The sequence below is a fragment of the Mesorhizobium sophorae genome, from assembly GCF_002270415.1.
Taxonomy (GTDB): domain Bacteria; phylum Pseudomonadota; class Alphaproteobacteria; order Rhizobiales; family Rhizobiaceae; genus Mesorhizobium; species Mesorhizobium sophorae.
In genome coordinates, this window is sequence record NZ_NNRI01000007.1 from 1,210,129 (window position 1) to 1,235,521 (window position 25,393).

At 60.9% G+C, this 25,393-nt stretch carries 24 protein-coding genes; 15 read left to right on the forward strand and 9 right to left on the reverse strand.

Going from position 1 to position 25,393, the window contains the following annotated elements:
- Nucleotides 1-28: 28 nt before the first annotated feature.
- From CGZ66_RS10220 to CGZ66_RS10235, 4 genes are read left to right on the forward strand one after another with little or no spacing between them, the layout of a single operon-like run.
- Complete coding sequence (locus CGZ66_RS10220; RefSeq protein ID WP_095083915.1) at nucleotides 29-532, forward strand: phage tail protein; 504 nt, start codon at nucleotides 29-31, stop codon at nucleotides 530-532.
- A gap of 12 nt (nucleotides 533-544) precedes the next feature.
- Entirely contained in the window at nucleotides 545-1,048 is a 504-nt protein-coding gene (locus CGZ66_RS10225) for a phage tail protein (RefSeq protein WP_095083916.1), read from the forward strand.
- A gap of 11 nt (nucleotides 1,049-1,059) precedes the next feature.
- Nucleotides 1,060-1,584 (forward strand): phage tail protein, encoded by a 525-nt coding sequence (locus CGZ66_RS10230; RefSeq protein ID WP_095083917.1) that lies wholly within the window; start codon nucleotides 1,060-1,062, stop codon nucleotides 1,582-1,584.
- Between the two features lie 7 nt (nucleotides 1,585-1,591).
- Nucleotides 1,592-2,107, forward strand: a complete 516-nt coding sequence (locus tag CGZ66_RS10235; protein ID WP_095083918.1) for a GNAT family N-acetyltransferase — start codon at nucleotides 1,592-1,594, stop codon at nucleotides 2,105-2,107.
- A gap of 402 nt (nucleotides 2,108-2,509) precedes the next feature.
- Here CGZ66_RS10235 and CGZ66_RS10245 read toward each other — a convergent pair whose 3' ends face one another.
- Nucleotides 2,510-3,088, reverse strand: coding sequence for a 2OG-Fe(II) oxygenase (locus tag CGZ66_RS10245; protein ID WP_095083919.1), 579 nt, complete (start codon nucleotides 3,086-3,088; stop codon nucleotides 2,510-2,512).
- Nucleotides 3,089-3,159: 71 nt separating this feature from the next.
- Nucleotides 3,160-3,435 (reverse strand): DUF6916 family protein, encoded by a 276-nt coding sequence (locus CGZ66_RS10250; RefSeq protein ID WP_095084381.1) that lies wholly within the window; start codon nucleotides 3,433-3,435, stop codon nucleotides 3,160-3,162.
- A 280-nt stretch (nucleotides 3,436-3,715) separates the two neighbouring features.
- Between CGZ66_RS10250 and CGZ66_RS10255 the strand changes: the two genes are divergently transcribed.
- Nucleotides 3,716-4,504: a SapC family protein gene (locus CGZ66_RS10255; protein ID WP_095084382.1), complete on the forward strand. Its 789-nt coding sequence runs from the start codon at nucleotides 3,716-3,718 to the stop codon at nucleotides 4,502-4,504.
- A gap of 253 nt (nucleotides 4,505-4,757) precedes the next feature.
- Here CGZ66_RS10255 and CGZ66_RS10260 read toward each other — a convergent pair whose 3' ends face one another.
- The 4 genes from CGZ66_RS10260 to CGZ66_RS10280 form a co-directional block, all read right to left on the reverse strand.
- A complete protein-coding gene (locus CGZ66_RS10260; protein WP_143748704.1) occupies nucleotides 4,758-5,102 on the reverse strand; it encodes a hypothetical protein in 345 nt (114 codons plus the stop codon).
- Nucleotides 5,103-5,247: 145 nt separating this feature from the next.
- Entirely contained in the window at nucleotides 5,248-5,844 is a 597-nt protein-coding gene (locus tag CGZ66_RS10270) for a hypothetical protein (protein WP_095083921.1), read from the reverse strand.
- A gap of 26 nt (nucleotides 5,845-5,870) precedes the next feature.
- Complete coding sequence (locus CGZ66_RS10275) at nucleotides 5,871-7,202, reverse strand: gluzincin family metallopeptidase (protein ID WP_095083922.1); 1,332 nt, start codon at nucleotides 7,200-7,202, stop codon at nucleotides 5,871-5,873.
- 137 nt (nucleotides 7,203-7,339) lie between these two features.
- A complete protein-coding gene (locus tag CGZ66_RS10280; RefSeq protein WP_095083923.1) occupies nucleotides 7,340-9,217 on the reverse strand; it encodes an adenylate/guanylate cyclase domain-containing protein in 1,878 nt (625 codons plus the stop codon).
- 249 nt (nucleotides 9,218-9,466) lie between these two features.
- Between CGZ66_RS10280 and CGZ66_RS10285 the strand changes: the two genes are divergently transcribed.
- The 4 genes from CGZ66_RS10285 (at nucleotide 9,467) to CGZ66_RS10300 (ending at nucleotide 15,278) form a co-directional block, all read left to right on the forward strand.
- Nucleotides 9,467-11,089 carry a DUF1963 domain-containing protein gene (locus tag CGZ66_RS10285; RefSeq protein ID WP_095083924.1) on the forward strand — a complete coding sequence of 541 codons (1,623 nt, stop codon included), beginning with the start codon at nucleotides 9,467-9,469 and terminating at the stop codon, nucleotides 11,087-11,089.
- A 535-nt stretch (nucleotides 11,090-11,624) separates the two neighbouring features.
- Nucleotides 11,625-12,839, forward strand: a complete 1,215-nt coding sequence (locus CGZ66_RS10290; protein ID WP_095083925.1) for a glycosyltransferase family protein — start codon at nucleotides 11,625-11,627, stop codon at nucleotides 12,837-12,839.
- A gap of 1 nt (nucleotide 12,840) precedes the next feature.
- Nucleotides 12,841-14,085: a glycosyltransferase family 4 protein gene (locus CGZ66_RS10295; protein ID WP_095083926.1), complete on the forward strand. Its 1,245-nt coding sequence runs from the start codon at nucleotides 12,841-12,843 to the stop codon at nucleotides 14,083-14,085.
- Nucleotides 14,082-15,278, forward strand: a complete 1,197-nt coding sequence (locus CGZ66_RS10300; RefSeq protein WP_095084383.1) for a glycosyltransferase family protein — start codon at nucleotides 14,082-14,084, stop codon at nucleotides 15,276-15,278. The genes CGZ66_RS10295 and CGZ66_RS10300 overlap by 4 nt, the downstream gene beginning before the upstream one ends.
- Before the next feature lie 90 nt (nucleotides 15,279-15,368).
- Here the strand turns inward: CGZ66_RS10300 and CGZ66_RS10305 are convergent, their stop codons facing one another.
- The gene (locus CGZ66_RS10305; protein WP_425352273.1) at nucleotides 15,369-16,043 is read right to left on the reverse strand and encodes a class I SAM-dependent methyltransferase; all 675 of its coding nucleotides are present in this window, start codon (nucleotides 16,041-16,043) and stop codon (nucleotides 15,369-15,371) included.
- A gap of 80 nt (nucleotides 16,044-16,123) precedes the next feature.
- On the opposite strand from CGZ66_RS10305, the gene CGZ66_RS10310 reads away from it, so the two are divergent.
- From CGZ66_RS10310 to CGZ66_RS10325, 4 genes are all read left to right on the forward strand, one after another.
- A complete protein-coding gene (locus CGZ66_RS10310; RefSeq protein WP_095083927.1) occupies nucleotides 16,124-16,381 on the forward strand; it encodes a hypothetical protein in 258 nt (85 codons plus the stop codon).
- Nucleotides 16,382-16,397: 16 nt separating this feature from the next.
- Complete coding sequence (locus CGZ66_RS10315; protein WP_095083928.1) at nucleotides 16,398-19,112, forward strand: ABC transporter transmembrane domain-containing protein; 2,715 nt, start codon at nucleotides 16,398-16,400, stop codon at nucleotides 19,110-19,112.
- A 182-nt stretch (nucleotides 19,113-19,294) separates the two neighbouring features.
- On the forward strand, nucleotides 19,295-19,744 hold the full coding sequence (locus tag CGZ66_RS10320) for a cyclic nucleotide-binding domain-containing protein (RefSeq protein WP_095083929.1): 450 nt from the start codon (nucleotides 19,295-19,297) through the stop codon (nucleotides 19,742-19,744).
- A 128-nt stretch (nucleotides 19,745-19,872) separates the two neighbouring features.
- On the forward strand, nucleotides 19,873-20,727 hold the full coding sequence (locus tag CGZ66_RS10325; protein ID WP_095083930.1) for an MBL fold metallo-hydrolase: 855 nt from the start codon (nucleotides 19,873-19,875) through the stop codon (nucleotides 20,725-20,727).
- Nucleotide 20,728: 1 nt separating this feature from the next.
- Here the strand turns inward: CGZ66_RS10325 and CGZ66_RS10330 are convergent, their stop codons facing one another.
- Nucleotides 20,729-21,493 (reverse strand): polysaccharide deacetylase family protein, encoded by a 765-nt coding sequence (locus tag CGZ66_RS10330; protein WP_095083931.1) that lies wholly within the window; start codon nucleotides 21,491-21,493, stop codon nucleotides 20,729-20,731.
- Nucleotides 21,490-22,578, reverse strand: a complete 1,089-nt coding sequence (locus CGZ66_RS10335; protein ID WP_095083932.1) for a glycosyltransferase family 4 protein — start codon at nucleotides 22,576-22,578, stop codon at nucleotides 21,490-21,492. The genes CGZ66_RS10330 and CGZ66_RS10335 overlap by 4 nt, the downstream gene beginning before the upstream one ends.
- A gap of 74 nt (nucleotides 22,579-22,652) precedes the next feature.
- On the opposite strand from CGZ66_RS10335, the gene CGZ66_RS10340 reads away from it, so the two are divergent.
- Nucleotides 22,653-23,831 (forward strand): DUF3095 domain-containing protein, encoded by a 1,179-nt coding sequence (locus tag CGZ66_RS10340; protein ID WP_095083933.1) that lies wholly within the window; start codon nucleotides 22,653-22,655, stop codon nucleotides 23,829-23,831.
- Between the two features lie 85 nt (nucleotides 23,832-23,916).
- Complete coding sequence (locus CGZ66_RS10345; protein ID WP_095083934.1) at nucleotides 23,917-25,260, forward strand: nucleotide sugar dehydrogenase; 1,344 nt, start codon at nucleotides 23,917-23,919, stop codon at nucleotides 25,258-25,260.
- Nucleotides 25,261-25,393: the final 133 nt, after the last annotated feature.

Below are 25,393 nucleotides of genomic sequence, written 5' to 3' on the forward strand. Positions count from 1 at the left end.
TCAGTCTAGGTTGTTTCGGAGGGGGCATATGGCTGAGCCGTTTTTGTCGGAAATCAGAATCATGTCGTTCGTGTTCGCGCCAAAGGGGTGGGCACTCTGTAACGGCCAGCTTCTGCCCATCAATCAGAACCAGGCGCTGTTTTCGCTGCTCGGTACCACTTTTGGCGGCGATGGGAGGGTGAATTTCGCGCTTCCTGACTATCGAGGACGCACGCCAATTCATGTCGGCGGCTCTCATACGCTTGGCGAGGGTGGCGGCGAGCAGTCACACACGCTGTCGATCGGCGAAATACCCACGCATGTCCACGCCGCCAATGCATCGACGGTGACCGGCGCAACCAATCTCCCGGCCAATGACATGCTTGGCAACAGCACGCCGAACACACTCTATGGTCCGGTGCAAAACCTTGGTGCCATGATTGCCGGCACGATCAGCAATGTCGGCGGAAGCCAGGCGCATCTCAACATGCAGCCTTTTCTGACACTGAGCTTCTGTATCGCCCTGCAGGGCATCTTTCCGTCGCCGAATTGAGGGAGCGCAACCATGGGACAACCCTACGTTGGCGAGATTCGCATGTTTGCCGGAAATTTCGCGCCGGCCGGCTGGATGTTCTGCAGCGGACAACTTCTGCCGATCTCGGAGTACGAGACGCTGTTCCAACTGATCGGCACGAGCTATGGCGGCGACGGTGAGAGCACCTTCGCGCTGCCGGACCTGCAAGGCCGCCTTCCGATCCATCAGGGCAACGGCTTCGTCATGGCCGAGACCGGCGGCGCGGAGGAGATCACGCTGACAACACAGCAGATCCCGGCACACGCTCACCTTTTGCTCGCGTCCAATGACGTCGCCAACCAGCCCAATCCGGCCCAAAGCGTCATCGCCAGGTCTGGCCAGGTCAACGCGTTCATCAACGGCAGTCCATCGGTGGCAATGGCGCCCCAGTTTCTCGGTCCGGTCGGTGGCAGCCAGCCACATACCAATTTCCAGCCGTATCTGTGCGTCGACTTCATCATCTCGCTGTTCGGAATCTTTCCGTCGCCGACTTAAAGAGGACCGTCATGGCCAATCCGTTCGTTGCCGAAATCCGCATCTTTCCATTCAATTTCGCGCCCACGGGATGGGCCTGGTGCGATGGGCAACTGCTGCCGCTGTCGCAGAACACTGCGCTGTTCTCGCTGCTCGGCACCACCTATGGCGGCAACGGCAAGTCCAATTTCGCGCTGCCGGACCTCCAGGGCCGGGCGCCGATGCATCCAGGCCAAGGCCCTGGTCTTTCGCTGCATGATCTCGGCGAGACGGGTGGCTCGGACACCGTGACGCTGCTGCAGTCCGAAATTCCAAGTCACACCCACCAGGTCAATGCCGCACCATCGATCGTTGCTGGAGACAGCAACATCGCCCCCGGCAACGCGTTCGCCAAGTCGAGCCAGGGAAATGTGTATATCGCGCCAGGCAGTCTGGTGCCGCTGTCGGACCAGACGATAACGCCTGCCGGCGCCGGCCAGCCGCACAACAATTTGCAACCCTATCTCACCTGCTATTTCTGCATCGCGCTGCAGGGCGTGTACCCGTCGCGCCCCTGATTTTTCGATGAACGACTTTCGCGTGGCGGTTTCGGCCGGTTGGGCGCGGGCGGCTGGCGCCGGGCTGACGTTTCGTCCAGTGACGGATGCCGATATGCCGTTCCTGGCGCGGGTCTATGCGTCGACCCGTGCCGAGGAACTGGCCGTAACATCGTGGACCGAGGCGCAGAAGACCGCCTTCCTCGACATGCAGTTTCGGGCGCAGCACACACATTACATCAAGCATTATTCGCAAGCCGACTGGCTGGTGGTGATGCATGGCGCGGAAGACATCGGCCGCCTCTATCTCGAGCGTTGGCAGAACCAGTATTGCATCATCGACATCTCCTTGCTGCCGGCGTTTCGCCGCAAGGGATTCGGCGCGGCGCTGCTCAGCGACCTCATCGACGAAGCAAGTGCCGCCGGCAAGGCGGTGTCGATCCATGTCGAGAAGAACAATCCGGCCAGGCGGCTCTATACGCGGCTGGGGTTCGTCGTCACCGAGGACAAGGGCGTCTACGACCTGATGGAGTGTTCGCCGTAAGGCGAGTTGAGATTCAGGCGATGCCGGCCTGCGAATGGCGACTTCCTCCGCCTCCGATGCTCACGTACTTTTACGATCTATGGAGTGACCGCCGCGCTAGCTAAAGCGCGTCGCGTGAAACCTAGCGCAAACGCGTTGAACAAGGGATCGTTGGTGCGCGCCGCCCCTCATTGTCCTGCCGGACATTTCTCCCCGTATAGGGACGGGGAGAAAGAGGCTGGCCGCAACGCTGTCGCTTTTTCTGCAACGCTGGCGGTTGGCGAACCGTCGATGACAGCGCCCCTCTCCCCGTCCCTATACGGAGAGGATGCCGGCAGGCAGGTGAGGGGCAGCGCCTACGCCTGTCCTGAGTTCGGGTCAACGCGACGTGCATTCGAGCAGCCATGACGGCGACGCCGATGGTCACGCTCCGCGATACCACGACACGATGGTGAAACGCTCGTTGCGGGTGACTGGCGTGACTTCGTGCGTTGTTTCCGAACGAAACGCGACGAGGGAGCCTGGCAATGCCGGCATGGCGACGCGCAGGTCCGGACCGCTGTAGGGACCATGCAGGACCAGCGAGCCGCCGGCATAGTTAGCCGGCGAAGGATCGTCAGACTGGCGGTTGAGAAGGATCACCGCCGAGATCCTTCTGAACCGCGACTCGTCGTGGATCAGCGGCGTGTTGCCGTCCTGGTGCGGTACGAAGAAGTCGCCTTCCCGATAGTGAAGAAACTGCGGTTTTTCAGCATTGCCGAGCGCGAGACCGAAATGCCGTTCCAGGGCCACCCTCTGCTCCGCCAACAGGGCATTCACCAGCGCCTCGGTAGCCGGCGAGACCTCGGCGCGCGTGGTGCGGCGAACTTCAGGCCATGCAGGGTTCTGGTCGTCACGCCCCAACAGGCCGGCCGGACGGCCGCTGGCCGCCCGGATTTCCGCGCACAGCGCGCTGCATGCGGCTTCGTCAAGCACGCCCGCGATCTCGATATGGTCGATCATCTGTCCAGCTGTCCCCACCTTCGGAGTGCTCCGATCGTTGCCTCGACCGGCCGATCGCCGAAAATCAAAAATCAGTTGAAGACAGCCTCATAGACATAGCCGGTCGCGTCGCCCGAAACCGGGACGATGAAGATGTCGTCGGTGATGGCATCGCTGGTAAGGTGGTAGATGGCCTGCGGCAGCCCGATGTCGCGCGGCCCCTTGAACAAAAGCGTGAAACCGCCGCCGGTACGCGGGCTGGCGGCAATCTGGCGGACCGCGGTCAGCTCGAGGGAAACCATCCTGCCGCCAATCTCGGCAGTGAAAACCGACCCGACCGCCTGTTCGAAATCCGATGCCGACGCCATGCAATTCGCCTCACTCTGCCTGCTGCCGGCGGCACTGTCGCCGCTTCGCCGCAAGCTGTCCAGAGGGTCCCGGCCGGCACCGGCGGCGCGCCAAGTCAATTCGTCGGCACAAACCCCAAAATACAGCACCGCCTGTCCTTTTATGCGCGCAAGAGACGCTGTAGTACTTTGTCCCTGCGCGGGATTGTTTCCAAACCAAGGTCAGCGCAACAAGAACAGATCCCGGCTTTCGGGGTCTGATGGTCGCGGCCTGATCGGCCTGCGGGAGAAGGGACGGACGATGGCAGATACAAAGACGGAAGTGGCAAGCGATACGATGCCGTTGTTCTACTCGACGCCGGAGGCGCTCAACCCGGTGCGGCATGGCTCGCTCGGCCTGACGGCGCGCAGCGACTTCGGCTTCGCCCGCTCGGCGCACGCCATTCCGGTGGTGGCCTCGGAGATGCCGGCAGCGATGCGCTCCTACCCGATCGTCTTCATCGGCCCGGCCAAGGCTCCGGTGATCATCACCGGCGTCCGCAAGGACGAGAACCTGTTCGTCGATGCCGACGGCAAATGGATCGGGCCGCACTACATCCCGGCCTATGTCCGCCGCTATCCCTTCATCCTGGCCGAGGACCCGAGGTCGCCCGGCCGGCTGACGCTGTGCGTCGACCGGGCAAGCGACCGCGTCGTCGACCAGTTGCTGGCGCCGTTCCGCGACGAAAAGATCTTGCCGTTCTTCAACGGCACCGAGCCGACGGAAGCGACCAGGCAGGCCCTCGCCTTCTGCAACCAGTTCCAGCTCGATTTCAACGCCACCCGCGTGATGATCGAAAGGATCGACGCGCACGGCCTGTTCGCGCCGCGCCAGAGCAAGGTGACACTCGAAGGCGGCGAGGTGCTCAACCTCACCGACTTCCAGGTGATCGACGAGCCGGCTTTCAACAAGCTGAGCGACGAGGCGTTTCTCGACCTGCGCAAATCAGGCGCGCTCGGGCTGCTCTACTGCCACCTCGCCTCGACCAACAGCTGGACGTCGCTGGTCCATCAGGCATCGCTGCGGAAGGCGGGGCTGCCGGCGGGCTGATCCCGCGCTCATGGTTGTGGGCTCTCACGTATGCCCCGCAGTCGAACGGCCTTCCGGGAGGCGAAGTCGTAACAAGGAGCGAGATGAAAGACTCGAGGGGGCAGCTAAGCCGCATGCATGATCAAGCAGGCGCCCGACCCGCAAAATATCCTGAACCCCAGCGAGATTTTGCCGGCATGAAAGCAGAGTCGCTGATACCGTGTGACTTGTGACCTTGCGGGGGGTCACAGCGTTTTTTTGGAAGGGGTCAGTTCTATGACACCGTAATAGTTCCATCCCCAGAGTCACTTATGACAATTTCCTTGAAGTGCGTATTCTTGATTTGAACATAGTACTCTCCGGCTGAAGCGTCAACTTTTGCGTAAACCTTGAAGTCGATTTTTGTAGCGTTATCAATGTTTATATAGTTTTTGTATACTGCTAGATTCGGTGTAATGGCTAAGGTGTCAACATAAACAAAGCCAACTACCAAGTATTTTTTGTCGTCGAACCAACCAGTGTCTGAGGGATCTATCGTCACGCTGACCATAACCGGATCTCCGCCTCTTACAGCAGCTCCTTCAGGTGTATCGACACGTACTATATCTACTCTTGCCATGGCCCATCTCCCTTCGGCATCCTCAATTAACGATCGGAAATGCTAAAGCGCTTCGCGTCGAAACGGATTCATGCGACGCGCTTTAAGCCTTTGTTTCTATGCATGTCGTTGTCTCAAAACCGAGGCCACTTTTGAGCGACATGCATTAGTCGAAATCGCCGCGCCCGTTGCGGTTCATGGCACCACCGGAGCGTCCCATCGCACCGCCAGACCTGCCCATCGCGCCGCCTGATCGCCCCATCGCACCGCCGGATCTGCCCATTGCTCCACCCGATCGACCAAACGAACGCGGGTCGAGCTCTGCACTCAACAGGACGTCTTCGAGCGTTCCGGTGTCGAGTTCCAGCCGCATTGTCAGGTCGCTCTTGTCGTAGACCCAGACCTGCATTCCGCGAGCGAATGAGCCTATCTGCGATGACAGTCCGGTATAGGCAGGGTCGCTTGGACCGCGGCTCATGACCTTGAGATCGGTGTCCCCCGGGGCTGGATAATCAACGACAGTGCCGGGCCCATGGACAAGAAGTATGGTCGGTCGGGCCAGCTCGTAGAACTGCGCCTCGAAGGTGAACGCATAAATCCGTGCCAGCAGGCTACCGGAGGCGTCGATCTGGCTCTGCAGGAATCTATTGTTGCCAGGCCTTGGAGGCCGCCCCCCATCGATCCTCTTCTTAAGCTTCAAGTCTTCAAGAACTCTACCGAACAAATGTATGGCCGAGGTATTTAGAATGGTTTCAGTTGTCATGGATCACCCCATCATCTGCATGTCGATCAAAGCTCGGCGCCACTTCTGGACATCCAGTATTTCTCGAAATAGCTCATGTCCGGCAGACGCGCCTGGTCCCGTGGACGAACGATTCGGCCCTCATGGACATGGCTCTTTCGGCCCGACTTTGTCAGACGAGGCCCGGCACGGTAGCGAAAAATCCCTCTCCGGTCGAAGTCCCGGAAGATGATCCTTGATAGTTCTCCTCCGGTCACACTGTCGTCGACCGCGAGCATCGTTCTCGCCACGTCACCGTAGTCCAGGAAATCCGGCGCGAGAGCCCACAGCGTCTCGGCGAGATAGGTACCCACGATATCCCGCGCGTCGAGCAGCGCTTCGACGAAACCTTCTGGATTGCGAGCGAAATCGCGGTCAAAGACTTCCTGGACCGGCAGCTCGGCAGCTGGGTCGATCTCGGCGAGGTCGGCAAGATTTTCGGCCTCCGGCGATATCAGTCCTCGCGCCACCAAGCTCTCGTGAAAGACATCGACCAGAATGTCGAAGACGGCGCCCGTGAGAGGTTGCGACAGTGTATGCTCGTCGGTCCAGCCGTCCGCAAAGTCGGCCATCGTCAGTTTGTTGTTAGCCTCGCGTATCTGGCGGTGCGGCGAGAATTCCGAGAAGCGAGAGAGTTGGTTGGCGATGTAGAGATTCCCGCGTGTCTCCGTCAGAACATTTTCGATTACTGAGGGAAAATGCATGGCCGCAATCAACGAAACGCAGTCGGAAAAGGCCTCCTGAAAGCCCAGATATTCGGGGAACTCAGCTCCCGGGTCAGGTATGCCGAGGACGCTGTAGACGAATGCATGGCCAACCTCGTGCGCGATGATATCGAAGTCGAGGCTGAAGGGGAGCGCACGACCGTCTTGCACCAATTGGCTGCCGAGCTCGAGGAAGCCATAGCCGTATTGGGCGTTATCCCAACCCGGCAGGATCGAAATTTCCAGACGGTCGTAGTGATCGCGGAAATGCCAGATGAGCGGCTGGCCGATGTAACGCTCCCAAACGTCGAGCGTGAAGCGCACGCAACCGAACGCGTGCGCTGCTTCGAAGCCGGGCGTCGAGGGCTGATAGTGATCGAAATTGCCTTCCTCGTCGGGAACGGCCGGATCGAGGATCGCTCGCGTCCAGGGCGGCAGGGAGATGAAGGGCGTGCCCAACGGGCCGTGGTTGACGCCATAAGGCCGCGTCTTGTCGACCGGCTCGACGACATACATAAGATCGTCGGACGGGCCAGGTCCGACGCTGCCTCGCGGGGAAGAAACCGTAATGATCTCAGGGCTTGACGTAGGGTCTTCGAACGGAGGCTGAACGAACAACCTGAACCGGGTACCCATTCCCCACCTCTCGGTTATATTAGTAAGATATCACAATATCCGTGGAATGGCGAGGGCGTTGGTTTGTCAGGTAAATCTTCCTGAAGGCCGGTTCTTGATTGTCGGCAATGAAATTGCCTCAAGAACAATGCGTATTGCTATTGCAGGAGCTGGAGCAACTTCTGGTAGCGAGGATGACTGCGAACAGAGGCGAAATCGGAATCGTTCTTGAACCAGAGTCTCATCTCGGCGCCAGCCTGCGGCAGCCACGCTTCCAAAAGGTCGATCGAGCGTTCGAACTCCCCCAACAACGCATAGGTGCAAGCGGCGTTGTATTGGACGTTGATATCGCTAGGGTCGATCGCCAGAGACCGTTCAAGCCACTTCGCTGCCCTGTCGCGTTCACCAAGGAAGGCCAGCACGATAGCGCCCAGGCAGGCACAATTGGCGTTCTCAGGATGCAGGCGGAGTTCCTCTTCAGCTCTCTCCAATGCGATCCGCGCATAAAGCTCCGCGTCGTTCTGTTGGCCGAGAGTGCTAAAGACGTTCACCAGCATGACCGGTGCGCCGTAGTCGGTCGGTTTGATCTCCATCGCGCGCATGAAGTACGTCGCGGCGAGCTCGAACTCGCCGCCGGTTACGCAGAACTCGGCATAGTAGCGGTTGGCCTCGTGGCAATTGGCGTCGAGCGCGAGAGCCTGTTCGAACGCCGCCGCGGCCTCGGAACGGCGGTCGGCAAGGGACAGGCCAAAGCCCCTGGCAGAATGCGCCTCGGCCAAATTCGGGTCCAGAGCCAGGGCCTTATCGGCGGTCGCGAGAATGTCGTCCACTTGGATCGGTGAGCCGTAGATCGACTGAAGGCGTACGTCGCAGACCGCCAAGCCTGCATAGGCGCGGGCATATCCCGGATCAAGCTCGATGGCCCTGAAATAACTTTGTCTGGCCATCAGGTGGTTCGCTCTGGTCGCGATGTGGCTGTAATCGCGGCCTCGAAGATAGTGCGTATAGGCCTCCACATTGTCCGTCGGCGCCGTCTCAATAGCCTTCTTCTCCGCGGGCAGGAGCCTGACCCTGAGCTGCGCCACGACCGCCTTGGCGATTTCGTCCTGCACGGCGAAGATGTCGGTGAGGTCGCGGTCGTAGCGGGCAGCCCAGACGTGTCCGTCTGTGGCGCCCTCGATCAGCTCGGCATTTATCCTGACCCGGTTTCCCGCCTTGCGGACGCTGCCCTCGACAATGTAGCTGACGCCAAGTTCCCTGGCGATGCGTTCCATCTTGTCGGTCCTGCCCTTGAAGGCGAAGACCGTATTGCGGCTCAGCACGAACAGGCCGGAGACGTTCGAGAGGTCGGTTATGATATCTTCTGTGATGCCGTCACTGAAATACTGCTGGTCTGGATCATTGCTCAGATTGGCGAAAGGTAGGATGGCCACCGACGGCTTGTCGGACCGCACCAGCGTCTGGCCCCTCCTGGCCGCGATATGCGTCTCGGCATGCGGGACGCCCTGGTCCCAGTTGGCGAAATAGACGTGCACCGGCTGAGCAATATTCTTGACAGTCCTGGCGCCCTGATCGGCGAAGTCGACGCCCAGCTTGTTGCCGACCTCATGGCGCACCGCTTCCGAGCAGGCAATGCCGCCGGGTATCGCGAGGCCCTGCAGCCGCACCGCAAGATTGACGCCGTCGCCATGGAAATCATCACCGTCGACGATGATGTCGCCAAGGTTGATGCCCATGCGAAACTTGAAATGCCGGTCCTCGGGGATGCCGGCATTCCGCGCGGACATGCCGCGTTGGATCTCGACCGCGCAGCGCGCCGCATTGATTACGCTGCCGAACTCCACCAGGAAGCCGTCACCCATCACCTTAAAGATGCGCCCACCGTACTTGGTGACGGTCGGATCGAAGAACTCCCGTCGATGCTGCCGGAGGAGATTGAGCGTGTGCTCTTCGTCGACCTCCATAAGACGGCTATAGCCGACCACATCTGCGGCCAGGATCGCCGCCAGCCGACGCTCAACATGCTCCTCAGACATGTCGTCTCCTGAAATCGCAGACAATCGTTCTGCCTGATTTAGTTCTATCTGATTTACCTTCCCAGCGCCAACGTCGCAGCCGATCGACGCCCGGAATTAGCGAAAGCCGCTCGGGAACGTCACGATCCGACAGCGGTAGGCGGACGGATTGAGGATCGGCATGGCCCCTTGCTTGCGCAAGGCCTCACATAACGGCAATAATTCGGCTGCCTGAGGAGGCGACGTCGCCGGCGATGGGGGGTAAGCGTCATGGCGAATCTGATGCCGCTGCTTGTGGTCGAGGCGATGCTCCTGATCGTTGGCAGCCTGATGTATCGCGGCATTGGCAGGCTGTTTTCCGGTTCGGCTTCGAGAGGCAAACCACAGGATCGTTCGGCCTTGCCGGTCGGCAAGGCTCGCCTGCGCACGCCGGCATCATCTGAAGCGGCCCACGCCGCGTCGCCCCGGCCCAACACTGCGGCAGAAAAGCTGATCGCCGACTTGCAGCAGCAAGCCAAGGACAGCGACGACCAGCGCAAGGCGAAGTTCAAAGCGCATGTCGAGCGCAAGATCCCGCCGATTTCCGCCGATGGCCGCGAAGCGATCGAACGGGGGCAAGCCGCGCGCATTGCGATCAGGCACGTCTTTCCGCCGCGTCTTCCGCAACGCAGCATGAGCTATTTTGGCGGGCTGCCGATCGTCCCCGATGAATTCGACTGGCCGACGGTTCACAATCGGCAGGGATTGCTCGAGCGCCTCAATTTCATGGTGCAAATCGACTGTTCGGACCTGCCACCGGGACCCGGCCGCGATCTGCTGCCCGACAAGGGCTACCTCTATTTCTTCGCGCCGATGTCCGACACGTTTGGGCCGGACGCGCTGCACTTCGTGAGCCGGTATGAACCGCGCCGGGTGACGCAGAAGTGGCAGCCGCTCGACATGCCCTTCACCGCCAAGATTCTGGGATCGGATCCGACGGACGAAATCCTGCGGGGCAAGCGAACCCACTATGATCGGGTCGAGGTCGAATTTGCCTGGATCGAGGAGCCGACCGACGCCGAAGTCGCGGCGCGTGCGGACGAAGGTCATGCCTTCGAGGTCGCGGACAAGATTCGCGCCGAAAGGGTTGAGGCCTTCTACGGTTCGCCTGTTACCCCCGATCCGCTGCTTTCCGCTCATCAGGCGCCGAAGGACACGCTTTGGACGCCATATCCGGGTTTTCCGGCCAATTGGCATACTGCGCGGATCGTTCGAAAGCTCGTGGAAGCATATCACCGCGAAGAGACGGCCGACGTCACGGCACAGCTGAAGGCGCTTGGTGATGCTGTCGAAGACGATCCGGAGGCCAAGCGACTACGGCTGGTGCAGCGCGAACTGTCGGCATTCGGTTCGAAGATGTTCAACGCTTTCTTTCCGACGGTCAATGCCGGACTGAAGGAATATGACGCACCTCCAGCCGAGGTGAAGCAGCAGATTCTTGCCTTCCTGGAAGACTTGCGCGCCAACGGCATGCCGTCATCTTCTCCGGCGCGGCGGCCGCATCATCGCCAACTTCCGCAGGTGATGAACCATTGGCTTTCAATCGCGGCGATCCGGGGCGCCGAGGGTGGACTGACAGATCCGGACGGTGCGGCGTTGATAGGCCGGGAAGTCGTAGCCGCCCTGTCTCACCGCCACTCACCCCGTGGCCATCAGATGCTTGGCAAGGGTGAAGTCATCCAGGTCGCAGCCGACGAGATGAAGGACCGCTACCTGCTGTTGCTCCAGATCGGGCCGGATATGGCGGTCGATTGGACCGTTGGCGAGATGGGGCCGCTTCAATATTGGATCACGCCCGAGGACCTTGCGGCCAAGCGGTTCGAGAACGCACTTCTGACAGTCGAAGCCTACTGACCGGTGTTTGGTCAGTGGCGCTCTGGCCACTTTGCCACACGCTCTCGCCGGCTATCGAATGGCAGGATCGGATCACGGCCCGGAAACGTGCTCCCCGGCACCAGACAGCAAAAGAGGCTGGGTTGCCCCGCCCCTGGTGCTTTTCAAATTTGAGGAAGAATTGGAGCGGGTGAAGCGATTCGAACGCTCGACCCCAACCCTGGCAACACCATTTTCTGCCGAAGCCGCCCTATCCTAATCTCCGCTATGATGCGATAAATCGTTGAGTTTGCTATAAATCGACCGATCTTGGCTTCGCCCTGATATCCGACTGGCACCCCGTTTGCTATTCCGACTGCTTCCATTGCGCTTGGACATGTGGCAAGCGGGCAGCTGAGCAGACGCAGCTTCCTGGCTTCAGCAGATGGACCCTCTTTAGTAATTCAAATTGAAAATTGCGCCCTCATGTTTCAAAACAGGTCGGTAGCCCCGCAAGTTTCGAAGCCTGCGAGGTCGCCACGGTCCTCAAGGCGAGAATTCTAGAAGACGTTCAACAATGACCCAGCACGTACAAAACGCTCGAATTCTCATGTACAGCCACGACACGTTCGGGCTCGGCCATTTGCAGCGCTGCCGGACGATCGCGCATTCGCTGGTCGAGGATTTCCGCGGACTTCAGGTGCTTATCATTTCGGGCGCGACCATCGCTGGCGCCTTCGACTACCGCGCCCGTGTCGACTTCGTGAAGATCCCCAGCGTCATCAAGTTGCGCAACGGCGAATACACCTCGCTGGAAAAGCATATCGATCTGCATGAGACGCTAAGGATGCGCCAGTCGATCATCCGCCACACAGCCGAGACCTACCGGCCGGATATCTTCATCGTCGACAAGGAACCGCTCGGCCTGCGCGGTGAGATCGAGGACACGCTGTCCTACCTCAAGACGCGGGGCACCACGCTCGTGCTGGGCTTGCGAGAGGTGATGGACGCGCCGAATCTGCTCGAAGCAGAGTGGGCACGCAGGGATGTAATGCGCAAGATAGGCCTGTTCTACGACAAGGTCTGGGTCTATGGTCCGCCGGATTTCTACGATCCGTTGACGGGCCTGGATGTGCCGCCATCTGTCGGGGCAAAGATGAAGTTCGTCGGTTTCCTGCAACGGAGCCTGCAGCGGAACGAGTTGCCCGGCCACCGGCCCGAGGGCGACTATATTCTCGTTACCACCGGTGGCGGCGGTGACGGCGCCGAACTGATCCACGACGTCTTCGATGCCTATCAGCAGGATCCGCAATTGCAGCATAGGGCGCTGATCGTGCTTGGGCCTTACATGCCGGCGCGCAAGCGCAACAAGCTGGTCAGGAAGGGGTCCAAGATCCCCTATATCAAGATCATCGAGTTCGACAACCGCATGGAAGACCTGATTGCCGGCGCCAAGGCGGTCGTGGCGATGGGCGGCTACAACACCTATTGCGAGATCCTGTCTTTCGACAAGCCGGCGCTGATCGTGCCGCGCGTCAAGCCCCGCGAGGAACAGCTGATCCGCGCACGGCGCGCAGCTGAACTCGGCCTCATCGAGATGCTCTTGCCGGAAGAAGCCAAGGATTCCCAGCGGTTTGCCGATGCACTGAAGGTGCTGCCGGACCGGCCCCGCCCTTCGCAGAGCAATCCGCATCTGACGCTGGAAGGACTGCCTCATATTTCCGAAATCGTCGCGGAACTGCTCGAGCGGCGTGCCGGCCATCACCTTTCGGTCATTGAAGGCATGAACTGAGTTGCAACATCGCAAGATCGTCGTGGTTCTGAAAGGCTATCCGCGGCTGTCGGAAACCTTCATCGCGCAGGAACTGCTCGGTCTGGAGCGTGCGGGGTTCGACCTGATACTGTTCGCGCTCAGGCGGCCGACCGATGCAAAACGCCACCCCGTGCATGACGAAATCAAAGCGCCGGTCCACTATCTGCCGGAATATCTGCATGAAGAGCCGCTGCGCGTGGTTCGCTCGCTGTTTGCTCATCTGCTGCGGCCGGGCTTCTGGCGCGCGCTCGGATCGCTGGCGACCGATATCCCCCGCGACTTTACTCGCAATCGCGCACGCCGTTTCGGGCAAGCGCTCGTGCTGGCGGCCGAATGGCCGGAAGACGCGGGCTGGCTGCACGCACATTTCGCGCACACGCCGGCATCGGTGACGCGCTATGCCAGCCTGCTTCGCGGCCTGCCCTGGAGTTGCTCGGCCCATGCCAAGGACATCTGGACTTCGGCGGACTGGGATCTGGCCGGCAAGCTTTCCTCAGCGCGCTGGACGGTCACTTGCACGAAAACCGGCTTTGACCGTCTGACAAAACTCGCCAACGGCAATTCGTCCGTGCATCTGAGCTATCATGGGCTCGACCTTGATCGCTTCGGCAGTTTCGGCGAGGCGCGAAAACAGCATGACGGCTCGGTGCCGGACGAACCGGTTGTCGTCCTGAGTGTCGGGCGCGCCGTCGAAAAGAAAGGTTACGATACCTTGCTGGAGGCCCTTGCCCTCTTGCCTGGTGATCTGGCGTGGCGTTTCGAGCATATCGGCGGCGGCGAGGAACTGGGACGGCTCAAGGCGCTGGCGCAAAAGCTCGGACTGGATGGTCGCGTCTCCTGGAAAGGCGCGCTTGCGCAGGAGGAGGTGCTTGAGCACTACCGCTGCGCCGACATCTTCGCCCTGGCCTGCAGGATCACCGCTAATGGCGACCGGGACGGTCTGCCGAATGTCCTGGTGGAGGCGGCCAGCCAGCGGCTTGCCTGCGTGTCGACCGATATTTCCGGCGTGCCGGAGCTGCTATCGCCTGAAGATACCGGGCTGCTGGTTCCGACGGAAAACCCAATCGCCCTGGCACAGGCGCTGGAGCGCCTGATCCGTGATCCCGAGCTGCGCGCCCGCCTCGGCGATGCCGCGGAGCGGCGCGTGCGCGGCGATTTCGATCATACGGCAAGCATTGGACAGCTCAAGGAACTGTTCGAGCGGGAGTGGCGGGCCGCCGAATGAAGCGGCTGCGCGCTTTCTTCTACGTCCAACACCTGCTCGGCATCGGCCATCTCGCGCGCGTCAGCCGCATTGCGGCGGCTCTGGCCGATGACATGTTTGACGTAACCGTCGTAACGGGCGGAGCGCCGATTGCCGGGTTTCCGGGACCGGGTGTAAAATCTGTCACCCTGCCACCTGTCACCTCCGGCGATGAAGGATTTTCCGGACTTGTCGACCTGCAGGGCAAACCCATCGACGATGATTTCAAGAAACGGCGTTCGGAGATGCTGCTGCAGGCATTCCGGGAGTGCAGGCCTGATATCGTCATTGTCGAGGCGTTTCCATTTGGACGCCGGCAGATGCGTTTCGAACTCCTGCCGCTGATCGAGGCCATCGACGCGACGTCGCCCAGACCGCTGCTGGCGACGTCCGTGCGTGATATCCTTCAGGAGCGTGTCAAACCGGGCCGAAACGAAGAAACGGTCGATCTCATCAACAGGCATTTCGACCTTGTCATGGTCCACGGCGATCCGGCTTTCGCAACCATCGACAAGACATTTCCACAGGCTGGGGCGATCAGGGCCGAGATCACTTACACAGGGCTCGTTGCCGCGCCGCGGTCGCCGGCGGCCTCGGAGCGCTTCGACGTTCTGGTGTCGGTTGGCGGCGGGGCTGCCGGAAAGAGCCTTGTCAGGTCCACCATCGCAGCGGCGCGCAATGCCAACCAAGGCTGGAAATGGTGTTTGATCACCGGCCCAAACCTGCCGAAAGACGAGTTTGACGCGATCGCACGCGAAGCCACGCCAGGCCTGTCCATCTTCCGGTTCCGCGAGGATTTCGCCAGCCTGCTGACCGGCGCCCGCCTGTCAGTCTCGCAGGCGGGTTACAACACGGTCTGCGATGTGCTGCGCGCGGGTTGTCGCTCTCTGCTCGTTCCATTTGCAGCTGGCGGCGAAACCGAACAGACGGTTCGCGCCCTGATGCTCGAAGACCTCGGTCTTGCAACAGTGCTGACGGAAAAGGACCTAACGCCTGAAGGTCTGGCGCAAGCGATCGAACAGGCGCTTGTGGGACCGACGCCATCCGCGCATCGTCTCGACCTGGAAGGTGCGCGCCACGCGGCGCAAATCCTGCGCGAGCGGTATCGAATCTGGTCCCTGAAACCGGGGACCGGTTTCCGAAAAGTTCATCATCAAACAGACGATGGATCCTAGAGCGTTTCATCTTTGCACGGAAACGCAGAACCGCCCTATCTCTTTGTTTTGACGCAAATTCCCTGGGGGAAAGCGCTACGCGCTATGCCATCAAACAGTTCCAATCAGCATGAAGCGCGTATAATTTTTTGTCGGCAGTTCGCCCGAGAACCGCACCTCCCGCAGCGCCGCCATTGCTTCGAAGGCTGCAAGTGAAGCTACGCAGTTGATGTGCGTCGGCTCGCTGAAATAATCGTTCGATTGCAGCAGTACATTCGTGCCCCGCGGAAGCAGGGCAAGCCAGGCGCCCAGATCGGCTATGTGCTCGCAGCTCGTATTGACCGTCAGATCGGGCCGCCCGGCCGCATAGTCGAGTGCGTACATATCCGCTGTGACCGCCCGGAAACGGTCGCCGGCTTCCCGGTTGAGGGTCCGGGCGACCGGCGCGACGTCGGGATCGATGTCGATGCTATCGACCGCCGCGATGTCGAAGCGGGCGTCGTTGAGAAGCATCGCCGGCAAGACGCCGTACCATCCACCCAGAACCCATATGCGGCCGAACCGGCCGCCGAAGCTTTCGAACAGCCTGTCGCGCGCCCACATCTTGCAGGCGACCTGCTTGTGGTTGAAGGCATTGGCGATATCGGCCTCCGGATGCTTGGCGACGACACGCGCCAGCCCTGCCACGAGAGGGCTGTTTACATAGGCCGCAATTCCCCGCGTGAGGTCCAGGGCTTGCTCGTGCCAGTCCATGCCGGCATTGCGCGGTTGCGTAACATCCATCATATTCGTCTTGTATGTTGGGATTTCGGGCGACACAACGCAATCTTGCCTCCCGCAAGGCCGTTTGATTCGCGGACGTGATTATGCTGCAAGCCGCTTCGCCATTGCCCGGTGCCGGAGAGAGCCTGTTGCGTCTGTCCGGACCATCGGCGCCGATCCGCCAGCGCCTGCCGCGCAACTGGGGCCTCGTGCTGGAACGCGCCGCCTCACAGGTTCCTTACGGAGTCGAGCGCAGGACAATCGCCGTCCACTGCAGCTTCGAGCTTGTCGCTGGCGACGAAGAAATCGCCGATCCGCCATTCGCCAGCAGGTGCTCTTGCATCCTGCATCCTTCCAACTGAAGGTCCACAGTCGCATATGGAACCCAGCCTAGCCCGCTATATCTGGACGCACACCAAGAAGCAGCAGGTCTGGATATTGATCATCGTCTTGCTTTCGATGATCCCGTATTTCATGTCCTTCGACCTGCCGAAGCTGATCGTCAACGGCCCGATCCAAGGAAGCGGCTTCGAGCAACCCGGCGCGACCCGGCCATTCATGAAGCTACACTACAACCTGCCGTTCATTGGAGAGGTCCAGTTCTTCTCCGGTTTTCAGCTCGACCGCAAGGAGACGCTGTTTGCCCTGAGCCTTGTGTTCCTCTTGCTGGTCGTCATCAACGGCCTGTTCAAACTCTACATCAACACCTACAAGGGTCGCCTCGGCGAACGCATGCTGCGGCGTATCCGCTTCGATCTGGTCGATCGTGTGCTGCGGTTTCCGCCGGTTTACTTCAAGCGGGTGAAATCCGCCGAAGTGGCGACCATGGTGAAGGACGAGGTGGAGCCGCTGGGCGGCTTCATCGGCGATGCCTTCCTGCAGCCGGTACTGCTCGGAGGCCAGGCGCTGACGGCCATGCTGTTCATCATGGTCCAGAACGTCTGGCTCGGAATGATAGCGGTCGTGATCGTGGTGATCCAGATCGTGCTCATCCCGCGAATGCGGCGGCGGCTGATCGTGCTCGGGCGCGAGCGGCAGTTGACGGCGCGGGCGCTTTCGGGCCGGGTTGGCGAAATTGTCGACGGCATCGGCGCGGTCCACGTCCACGATACATCAAACTACGAGCGCGCCGACATAGCTGCCCGGCTCGGGCTCATCTTCAAGATCCGCTTCGACCTTTACCAATGGAAATTCATGGTAAAGTTCCTCAACAATTTTCTCGCGCAGCTCACGCCCTTTCTGTTCTACATGATCGGCGGGTATCTGGTCATTCAGGGGCGGCTGGACGTCGGCCAGCTCGTGGCCGTGATCAGCGCCTACAAGGACCTGCCCGGCCCGATGAAGGAACTGATCGACTGGGATCAGGCGCGGCAGGATGTCCAGGTCAAATATCAGCAGGTCGTTGAGCAGTTCACCGTCGACGGTCTCATTGAGCCGAAAATCGGGGCATTGACGATCGACGATCCCGGTCCGATGACCAACCCCCTGTCGGCGATCGGTCTGTCCATAGCGGACGATGGCGGTGCCATGCTCCTCGACCGCATCTCCCTGCAGGTCAAGCCGGGTGAGACGGTGGCGTTGGTCAGTACCGCAACAGGTGGAGCTGAGGCGCTTGCAGAAGCTTTCGCCCGGCTGAACTGGCCGGACAGCGGAAGGGTCATGTCGGGCGCCGATGACCTGCTTGAACTCCCCGAAGCAGTGACCGGCCGGCGCATGTCCTATGCCTCGTCGGATGTTTTCCTGTTCCAGGCCAGCCTTCGCGATAACCTGCTCTACGGGTTGAAGCATGCGCCGCTGACATCGGTGACGTATGACGGCGCTGCGGCAGACCAGCACCGCTGGAACATGCACGAAGCGCGCCGGTCGGGTAATCCGGATCTCGATATCCAGAGCGACTGGATCAACTATGCTTCCGCCGGGGCTACCGGCCCGCACGACCTCTTTGAAGCCGTGCGCAGGGTGCTCGACGCGGTTGTCCTGTCGCGCGACATTCTTGATCTTGGCTTGCGCTCTTCGGCCGACCTCACGCGTCACACGGAGCTTGCCAGGCGGATCGTCGAACTGCGTGCGGCGCTGCGAACCCGGCTGGAGCAGGAAGGGCTGAGCGGACTGGTGGTTCCTTTCGAACCGGGCGCCTACAACAAGGAAGCAACGATCGGCGAAAACCTGCTCTTCGGCGCTGCCGCCGGCCCCAAGCTGGCCGACAGGGCTCTGGCTGCCAATCCCTATTTTGCTTCCGTGCTGAAAGAAGCCGGCCTCGACCGCACGCTCTACGAAATGGGCATGGAGATCGCCGGACAGGCGATCGAGCTGTTTGCCGACCTGCCGGCCGACCACCAGTTCTTCCAGCAGCTCGCCTTCATGAGCGCCGAGGAGATACCCGCCTACGAAACCTTGCTGCAACGGCTCAAGAACCGTCCCCACGAGGCGGTTTCCGAGAACGACCGCGCCATGATCGTCACCTTGAGCTTTGCCTATATCGAGCCCCGGCACCGCTTCGGCCTGCTGAGCGACGAGCTGATGAGCAAGATCGTCGCCGCGCGCAACCATTTCTATGAAAACCTGCCGCCCGAGCTGCAAGATGCGATCGAACGGTATGATCCCGCCAAATACATTGCCGCAGCCACCGTCATGGACAATGTCCTGTTCGGGCGTGTGGGCAACAGCCATCCCGACGCGCCGGACCGCATACGCTCCATCGTCTATGACATTCTTGACGAACTTGGGCTCTATGCCGAACTGCTGGATGTCGGCCTCGACTTCAACGTCGGCTCCGGCGGCAGGCGGCTGACCGGTGGACAGCGACAGAAGCTCGATGTTGCCCGGGCCCTGCTCAAGCGTCCCGATTTTCTCATTCTAAACCGGCCGCTGTCGGCGCTCGACCATCGCATGCAGGAGAAGGTGCTGCGAAATGTGCTCGAGGCAGCCAGGTGCGACGGCCATTCGCCGGCAATAGTGTGGGTCGTGACGAGTCCGGCAATGGCGGCGATGTTCGATCGCGTTGTCGTCTTCGACTCGGGTCAATTGGTGGAAGACGGAACGCACGAGACACTTTTGGCAGGCAACGGTATCTTCAAGGAACTGCTGTCATAGAGGGATGGACATTCAGATGGGATCATTCTGCCGGTGGGAATTTGTCAGGCGGCATCGCTCGACCAAACAACATCGGGCTCGCCATCGCGTGGTTCGCTTCGCCATCCCGGAAACAGAATTGATTCCATCCGGGCGTTCGTTGCTCTAGTCTGGCAAACGCGAATTTTGGGAGGTTTGCGACAATGCTGCTCAAGGATGAAGTTGGAATGCTGCAACGCATTCCCCTGTTTTCCGGCATCGAGTCGACAAAGCTCAAGCTGCTTGCGTTCACATCCGACCGGGTAAGCTACAGCGCCGGCCAGATCCTTTTCCGGCAGGGCGACGAGGGAGACGCCGCCTATGTCATCCTTTCAGGCAGCGCGGATATTCTGGTCGATTCCGACAGCGGACCGATAAAAATTGCCGAAATGGTGCCAAATTCGATTGTTGGCGAGATCGCCATACTGTGCAACAGCTCGCGCACAGCCACCGTCAGAGCGGCCAGTCCGGTGGAAGCCCTGAGAATCCGCAAGGACCATTTCCTGAGGCTTATGCGGGAGTACCCGGAAATGACCATCGAGATATTGCGGGTTCTTGCCGACCGCCTAAGCCATACGACCGCGGATCTGATCGACGCACGAAGCGCCAAATAACGATGACGTGCGTTCAATCCTCGCCGTCGTGACGGCACGGCCTCTGAGAGGGCCACCCGGAGAAAACCTGTCTCGCCTAGTAGCCGTTGTTTGGCTACGATGGGTGACGGGGAGTACGAAGGGCTAGCATGGACGACGATGTTTTCCTGGTCAGGTTTTGGGGGGTGCGCGGCAGCATTTCGGTATCGGGGCCAGAATTCTCCCGTTATGGCGGCAACACTATCTGCATCGAGATGCGATGCGGCAGGCATACGCTTCTGTTCGACGCGGGCTCTGGCCTACGGCCTGCCGGCGCGGCGCTTCGGGCGTCGGGCGCGACCGATTTCGACCTGTTTTTCACCCATTGTCATTACGATCACATCATCGGGCTGCCAGTGTTTGCGCCGATCTATGACCGGAGCGTCAAGATTGCGCTTTGGTCCGGGCATCTTGCAGGACGCATGACGACCAGGCAGATGGTCGATGAGTTCATACGGCCGCCGTGGTTTCCGGTGACACTGGATATCTGCAAGGCAAGCCTCGACTACCACGATTTCGTATCCGGAGACGTGCTTCGGCCGCGCAAAGGGGTGGTGGTCCGAACCGGCAGCCTTGTCCATCCGGGCGGCTGCGTAGGCTACCGGGTCGAATGGGGCGGCCGCGTCGTGGCGGTGATCACAGACACCGAGCACGAGCCGGACAAACTCGATCAGGCGGTGCTCAGCCTGATCACAGATGCCGACCTCGTCATTTACGATTGCACCTACACCGAGGAGGAAATGGAACGCCGCCGCGGTCATGGGCACTCGACATGGCAACAGGGAGTCAAACTCTGTGAGGCGGCCGGTGCGCGGGGGCTCGCCCTGTTTCACCACGATCCGACACGCACCGACGAGCAACTGGACGAGATCGAGAAACTGGCAAAGGACAGGTTTGCCGGCGCTTTTGCCGCGCGCGATGGCCAGACGCTCAAGTTCCCAGTCTCATTGCACAAGAAGCGCTAAGCTATTTTCCTCTACTGGCGCTGCGCCCGATCAATGTCCTGATCGGAAGCCATGCGCAGGCTTCAGTCCGTGCGGTGAGCGTGAACAGCCGTTCGAGGAAAAGCCAGGCCGATTCATCATGGACGAGATGGTGGGTGAGCAGGCCGACCGGTTCGCCGCCGTCGAATGCATGCTGCAATTGCGCGACGATCGCCTGAACCAACAGGCCATGATCGTGGCAGCCGCGCGTGCCATGCCAATCCATGATGTCGACATTGCTGTTGATGACCGCCAGTGAAGCCGGCTTTGGCGGCCCATAGACCGACAGTGCCGCAAATCCCATTGATCCAAGGTCGGATACCAGGCCGGCGTCGATCCTGTTCCAGGGTGGCACCAGCATCGGAACGGCACGTGCGCCGTGCAGGCTGGTTACGTGCGAAAGCCCGCGAGCCAGATCATCCAGCACCGCCTCGCGTGGCCGATGCGCGCCGAGCTCCTGCTTTTTCTGGTCCCCGGGCGCATGATTTCGATGCGCCCAGCCATGGATGGCGACGGTGGCGTGCGGCGCCTCGTCGAGCCGGATGACAAGCTTCTCATCCGTCAGGGCCGGAATGACGGCCAGAGTGACCGGAACCGCGAATTCACCTGTGAGGGCGAGCAGCCGATCAAGCTCAGGCGTCGGCTCCACGGTGTCATCGTCGCGCAGCCAGAACTCCCCCTTGTGGCCCGCCCGTTGCCAGCGCGCCAGTTCTTCCACCAAGGGTTGCCAGATCCGATCGGGTGTCATGAAACGGGGATCCTCGAAAGAAGTTCGGCCAGACGCGCGGCAGCAGCACCGAGGGAGCGTTCTTCGAGGATGAAACGTCTGGCTTTTTCGGCCATGATGGTTCTTTCGTCGTTACGGGCCAGAAGCCTTTCGATGGCGGAAGCGAACGCCGCCACATCGCCCGGCGGGGTGAGAAACCCGGTCTGGCCATCCCGCACGACCTCCGGCACGCCGGCGATGTCCTGAGCCACCACCGGAAGGCCGGCGGCCTGTGCTTCAAGATAGGCAACGCCATAGGCCTCGCCGTAGCCCGGCCAGACGTAAATTCCCCCCCTGTAGAGCACATCAGGCAGGGCGGCCGGCTCGATCGCGCCAAGCCATTCGATACGGTTGGCCGGCAAGCCGGCGAATTGCGCTTTGACCTCGTCACGGGCAGGCCCGTCCCCGACGACCGACATGGTCCAGGGCAGGTGGCGGATCGGACCGAGCGCTTGCGCCAGCATGCGATAGCTTTCGACCTTGTCGCCCGGGCGCATCATGGCGACGGTAACCAGGCGCGTCGGACAACCCCGTGCCGGCTTTTCCCGGAATGCCGACGTGTCGATGAAGGGCGAAAGCATACCGAGAGCGGCGTCGGGAATCGCATCGGCCAGTCCTTGGCGATCCCTTTGCGTGAAGCAGATGTTCAGCGCTGCCTGTTCGACGGCTCGCGCCACGAACGCTTGCGTGTCGGCCCACAAGCCGGCGTTGCGCCGCCTCGAATAGGAGGCTTCCGCCGTCACATAGGGGACGGTAAAGGCCGATGTCAGCTCGGGCCCGATCAGGTCGGGCGCCTTGTAATAGGGATGATAGGAGAACCAGAGATCGGGCTTGCCGTGACGATCCCAAAGCTTTGTCAGCCGTGCGGCTTCCTCTCGGGCTTCGATCTTGAGCGCATCGAAACTTTTCGGCTCCGGCTCGCGTAAATAGAAGCGCAGTTCGGATGCCAGTTCGACGCTATGCCCTCCATGCTCCAGCGCCTTGACCAGCATCCGTGCCATCTGGCGGTCGCCGGAGGCAACCGGATGATTGGGCGACTTCAGCGGCGCGTAGAAGGCAATTCGCATCGCGTGACCCTATCATCGGAAAACCTGCGCAAGTCAATTTCGTAGCATGATCGACTTCACCTTCAAGCAGTGGAATGTGCTATCTGATGGTTATGGAAACAGCTGCCGCGCCCGACCCGTTTGTCGCGTCCTTGCCGGTCTTCGCAAAGTTCGAAAGCGTTGCCGATATCGACAATTATCGGCCTTTGCCCGATGGCTGGGCGCTGGCCACCGCCGACATCGTCGGCTCGACCAAGGCGATCGAGGCTGGGCGCTATAAGACCGTCAATATGGCCGGCGCCAGCGTCATCTCGGCACTGCTCAATGCGCTGGGCCGGCAAGATCTTCCCTTTGTCTTCGGCGGCGACGGCGCGCTCGTGGCGTTTCCCGGCTCGGCGCTGGAGATCACCCGCAACGCGCTGGCGGCTGTCCAGAGATGGGTGGCGGACGAACTGGACCTGACCTTGCGTGCCGCGATCGTGCCGATAAAGGATGTAAGAGCGCATGGCTTCGACGTTCGCGTGGCGCGGTTCCAGGCCTCCGAAGCGGTCTTCTATGCCATGTTCGCCGGCGGTGGCGGCAGTTGGGCGGAAGCCGAGATGAAAGCCGGGCGCTACCGCATCGATCCTGCGCCGGCCGGCGCGCGGCCGGATCTGACCGGCCTCTCCTGCCGCTGGAACCCAATCGAAGCCCGACATGGCGAAATCGTCTCGATCATAGCCATACCGGGGGCGTCGCGCGACTTGCGCGGTTTTCAGTTCCTGGCTTCCGACATCATCGCCCTTGCCGGCAGGCAGGAACGCGATGGCCACCCGGTGCCGGCGGACGGGCCGGGCTACAGTTTGCTGCCCGCCGGTCTCGATATCGAGGCGCGGGCCACGGCGCCGGCAGGATGGCGGTGGCTGTCGAAGCTGTGGATAGTGTTCCTGATGACGCTTACGGCGGTCACCGATCGATATGGCTGGACGATCGGCCGTTTCGATCCGAAGGTCTACAAACGCGAGGTAGCCAGCAATTCGGATTTCCGCAAGTTCGACGACGGCTTGAAGATGACCATCGACGTTGACGCGGATGTGTTGCAACGGATCGAGAACCGGCTGAAACAGGCGGAAGAGGCAGGCATCTGCAACTATGGCCTGCACCGCCAGAAATCGGCCTTGATGACATGCCTCGTCGCCTCGCCGCTGCAGCGCGATCACCTTCATTTCATCGATGGCGCCGCCGGCGGCTATGCGATGGCTGCCGCAAGCCTGAAGGCGAAGGTGCCGGTCTGACGACGGCTTGCGGAAATCGTTTTTCCGCAATATGCCTCGGCCATGGGAGCGGACAGCCTGTCCGAATTGACGGGAAAGCAGATTCTTGGACGCCTCACAATCGACATATGACCGTCTTCTGAGCCGTATCTCGACGCGCACCGCGCAAGTCGGCGTGATCGGACTGGGCTATGTCGGTTTGCCGCTGGCGGTTGCGATCGCACGCGCCGGCTTCCCGGTTTCCGGCTTCGACATCGAAGCCCGGAAGGTCGAGAGCCTGAACGCCGGCCAATCCTACATCGAGGCGGTGACGTCGACAGCCCTTGCCGGCCAGGTGGCAAGCGGACGGTTCCGGGCCACTTCGGATTTTGCCGAACTGGCGGTCTGCGATGTCATCATCATCTGCGTCCCGACACCGCTGACGAAACACCGCGAGCCGGACCTCTCCTTCGTCAGGGACACGGCAGCCACCATCGCCAAGCACCTGCGTCTCGGCCAGATGATCGTGCTGGAATCGACCACCTATCCCGGCACGACCGACGACGTGATCAAGCCGATATTGGAAGAAACCGGGTTGCTGTCGAAGACAGACTTCTTCCTCGGCTTCTCGCCCGAACGAGAGGATCCCGGCAACCGCAGCTTTGAGGTGGCGACGATCCCCAAGGTCGTGGCAGGCGACGGCATTGAAGCGGCGACGCTCGTGCAGGCTTTCTACCAGGGCGTGGTCAAGACCGTCGTTCCGGTTTCCACCACGGCGACCGCCGAGGCGGTCAAGCTGACGGAAAACATCTTCCGCTCGGTTAACATAGCCCTCGTCAACGAGTTGAAGGTCGTGTTCGATGCGATGGGCATCGACATATGGGAGGTGATCGAGGCGGCAAAGAGCAAGCCCTTCGGTTACATGCCTTTCTATCCTGGCCCCGGACTTGGCGGGCACTGCGTTCCGATCGATCCCTTCTACCTGACGTGGAAGGCGCGCGAATACGAACTGCCGACCCGCTTCATCGAACTGGCGGCGGAGATCAACACGGCCATGCCGCGTCATGTTGTCGATGAACTGGCGAAGGCGCTGGACCGGCGCTGCGGCAAGGCGCTTAGCCGCTCGCGCATCCTCATCATCGGGCTCGCTTATAAGAAGAATGTCCCCGACATCCGCGAAAGCCCCTCATTGCGGCTCATTGAACTCATCGAGGAATGGGGCGGCAAGGCGGAATTCCACGATCCGCATGTGGCCGAGATTCCCAGCACACGGGAGCATATGGCGATCAAGGGGCGTCGCTCGGTCGAATTGACCGAGGCGGCCTTGAAGGATTTCGACGCTGTGGTCGTTGCAACCGACCACGATGCGATCGACTATCAGGCGATCGCCGATCACGCTCTGCTGATCGTCGACACGCGCAATGTTTTTGGCCGCCTCGGGCTAGCCCGGGAAACGGTGGTGAAGGCCTGACGGCGTCTTGCCGGCGAATTTTTTCGACCGATGCCAGGATCGTGGTTGCACTCCGCCGGCAGCCTCGCCACATGATGGCGCAACAGATAGATGCAGTTACGCCCGCTCCTTGCCTGCAACGACAGTCATTCGG

What these genes read in the sequence shown, in the direction of transcription:
- CGZ66_RS10335 (WP_095083932.1), bottom strand. Translation starts at nt 22,578, where the DNA reads ATGCGAATTGCCTTCTACGCGCCGCTGAAGTCGCCCAATCATCCGGTT.
- CGZ66_RS10300 (WP_095084383.1), top strand. Translation starts at nt 14,082, where the DNA reads ATGAAGCGGCTGCGCGCTTTCTTCTACGTCCAACACCTGCTCGGCATC.
- CGZ66_RS10325 (WP_095083930.1), top strand. Translation starts at nt 19,873, where the DNA reads ATGGACGACGATGTTTTCCTGGTCAGGTTTTGGGGGGTGCGCGGCAGC.
- CGZ66_RS10235 (WP_095083918.1), top strand. Translation starts at nt 1,592, where the DNA reads ATGAACGACTTTCGCGTGGCGGTTTCGGCCGGTTGGGCGCGGGCGGCT.
- CGZ66_RS10260 (WP_143748704.1), bottom strand. Translation starts at nt 5,102, where the DNA reads ATGGCAAGAGTAGATATAGTACGTGTCGATACACCTGAAGGAGCTGCT.
- CGZ66_RS10310 (WP_095083927.1), top strand. Translation starts at nt 16,124, where the DNA reads ATGCTGCAAGCCGCTTCGCCATTGCCCGGTGCCGGAGAGAGCCTGTTG.
- CGZ66_RS10285 (WP_095083924.1), top strand. Translation starts at nt 9,467, where the DNA reads ATGGCGAATCTGATGCCGCTGCTTGTGGTCGAGGCGATGCTCCTGATC.
- CGZ66_RS10270 (WP_095083921.1), bottom strand. Translation starts at nt 5,844, where the DNA reads ATGACAACTGAAACCATTCTAAATACCTCGGCCATACATTTGTTCGGT.
- CGZ66_RS10330 (WP_095083931.1), bottom strand. Translation starts at nt 21,493, where the DNA reads ATGACACCCGATCGGATCTGGCAACCCTTGGTGGAAGAACTGGCGCGC.
- CGZ66_RS10250 (WP_095084381.1), bottom strand. Translation starts at nt 3,435, where the DNA reads ATGGCGTCGGCATCGGATTTCGAACAGGCGGTCGGGTCGGTTTTCACT.
- CGZ66_RS10225 (WP_095083916.1), top strand. Translation starts at nt 545, where the DNA reads ATGGGACAACCCTACGTTGGCGAGATTCGCATGTTTGCCGGAAATTTC.
- CGZ66_RS10320 (WP_095083929.1), top strand. Translation starts at nt 19,295, where the DNA reads ATGCTGCTCAAGGATGAAGTTGGAATGCTGCAACGCATTCCCCTGTTT.
- CGZ66_RS10280 (WP_095083923.1), bottom strand. Translation starts at nt 9,217, where the DNA reads ATGTCTGAGGAGCATGTTGAGCGTCGGCTGGCGGCGATCCTGGCCGCA.
- CGZ66_RS10290 (WP_095083925.1), top strand. Translation starts at nt 11,625, where the DNA reads ATGACCCAGCACGTACAAAACGCTCGAATTCTCATGTACAGCCACGAC.
- CGZ66_RS10220 (WP_095083915.1), top strand. Translation starts at nt 29, where the DNA reads ATGGCTGAGCCGTTTTTGTCGGAAATCAGAATCATGTCGTTCGTGTTC.
- CGZ66_RS10275 (WP_095083922.1), bottom strand. Translation starts at nt 7,202, where the DNA reads ATGGGTACCCGGTTCAGGTTGTTCGTTCAGCCTCCGTTCGAAGACCCT.
- CGZ66_RS10255 (WP_095084382.1), top strand. Translation starts at nt 3,716, where the DNA reads ATGGCAGATACAAAGACGGAAGTGGCAAGCGATACGATGCCGTTGTTC.
- CGZ66_RS10315 (WP_095083928.1), top strand. Translation starts at nt 16,398, where the DNA reads ATGGAACCCAGCCTAGCCCGCTATATCTGGACGCACACCAAGAAGCAG.
- CGZ66_RS10305 (WP_425352273.1), bottom strand. Translation starts at nt 16,043, where the DNA reads ATGATGGATGTTACGCAACCGCGCAATGCCGGCATGGACTGGCACGAG.
- CGZ66_RS10340 (WP_095083933.1), top strand. Translation starts at nt 22,653, where the DNA reads ATGTGCTATCTGATGGTTATGGAAACAGCTGCCGCGCCCGACCCGTTT.
- CGZ66_RS10245 (WP_095083919.1), bottom strand. Translation starts at nt 3,088, where the DNA reads ATGATCGACCATATCGAGATCGCGGGCGTGCTTGACGAAGCCGCATGC.
- CGZ66_RS10230 (WP_095083917.1), top strand. Translation starts at nt 1,060, where the DNA reads ATGGCCAATCCGTTCGTTGCCGAAATCCGCATCTTTCCATTCAATTTC.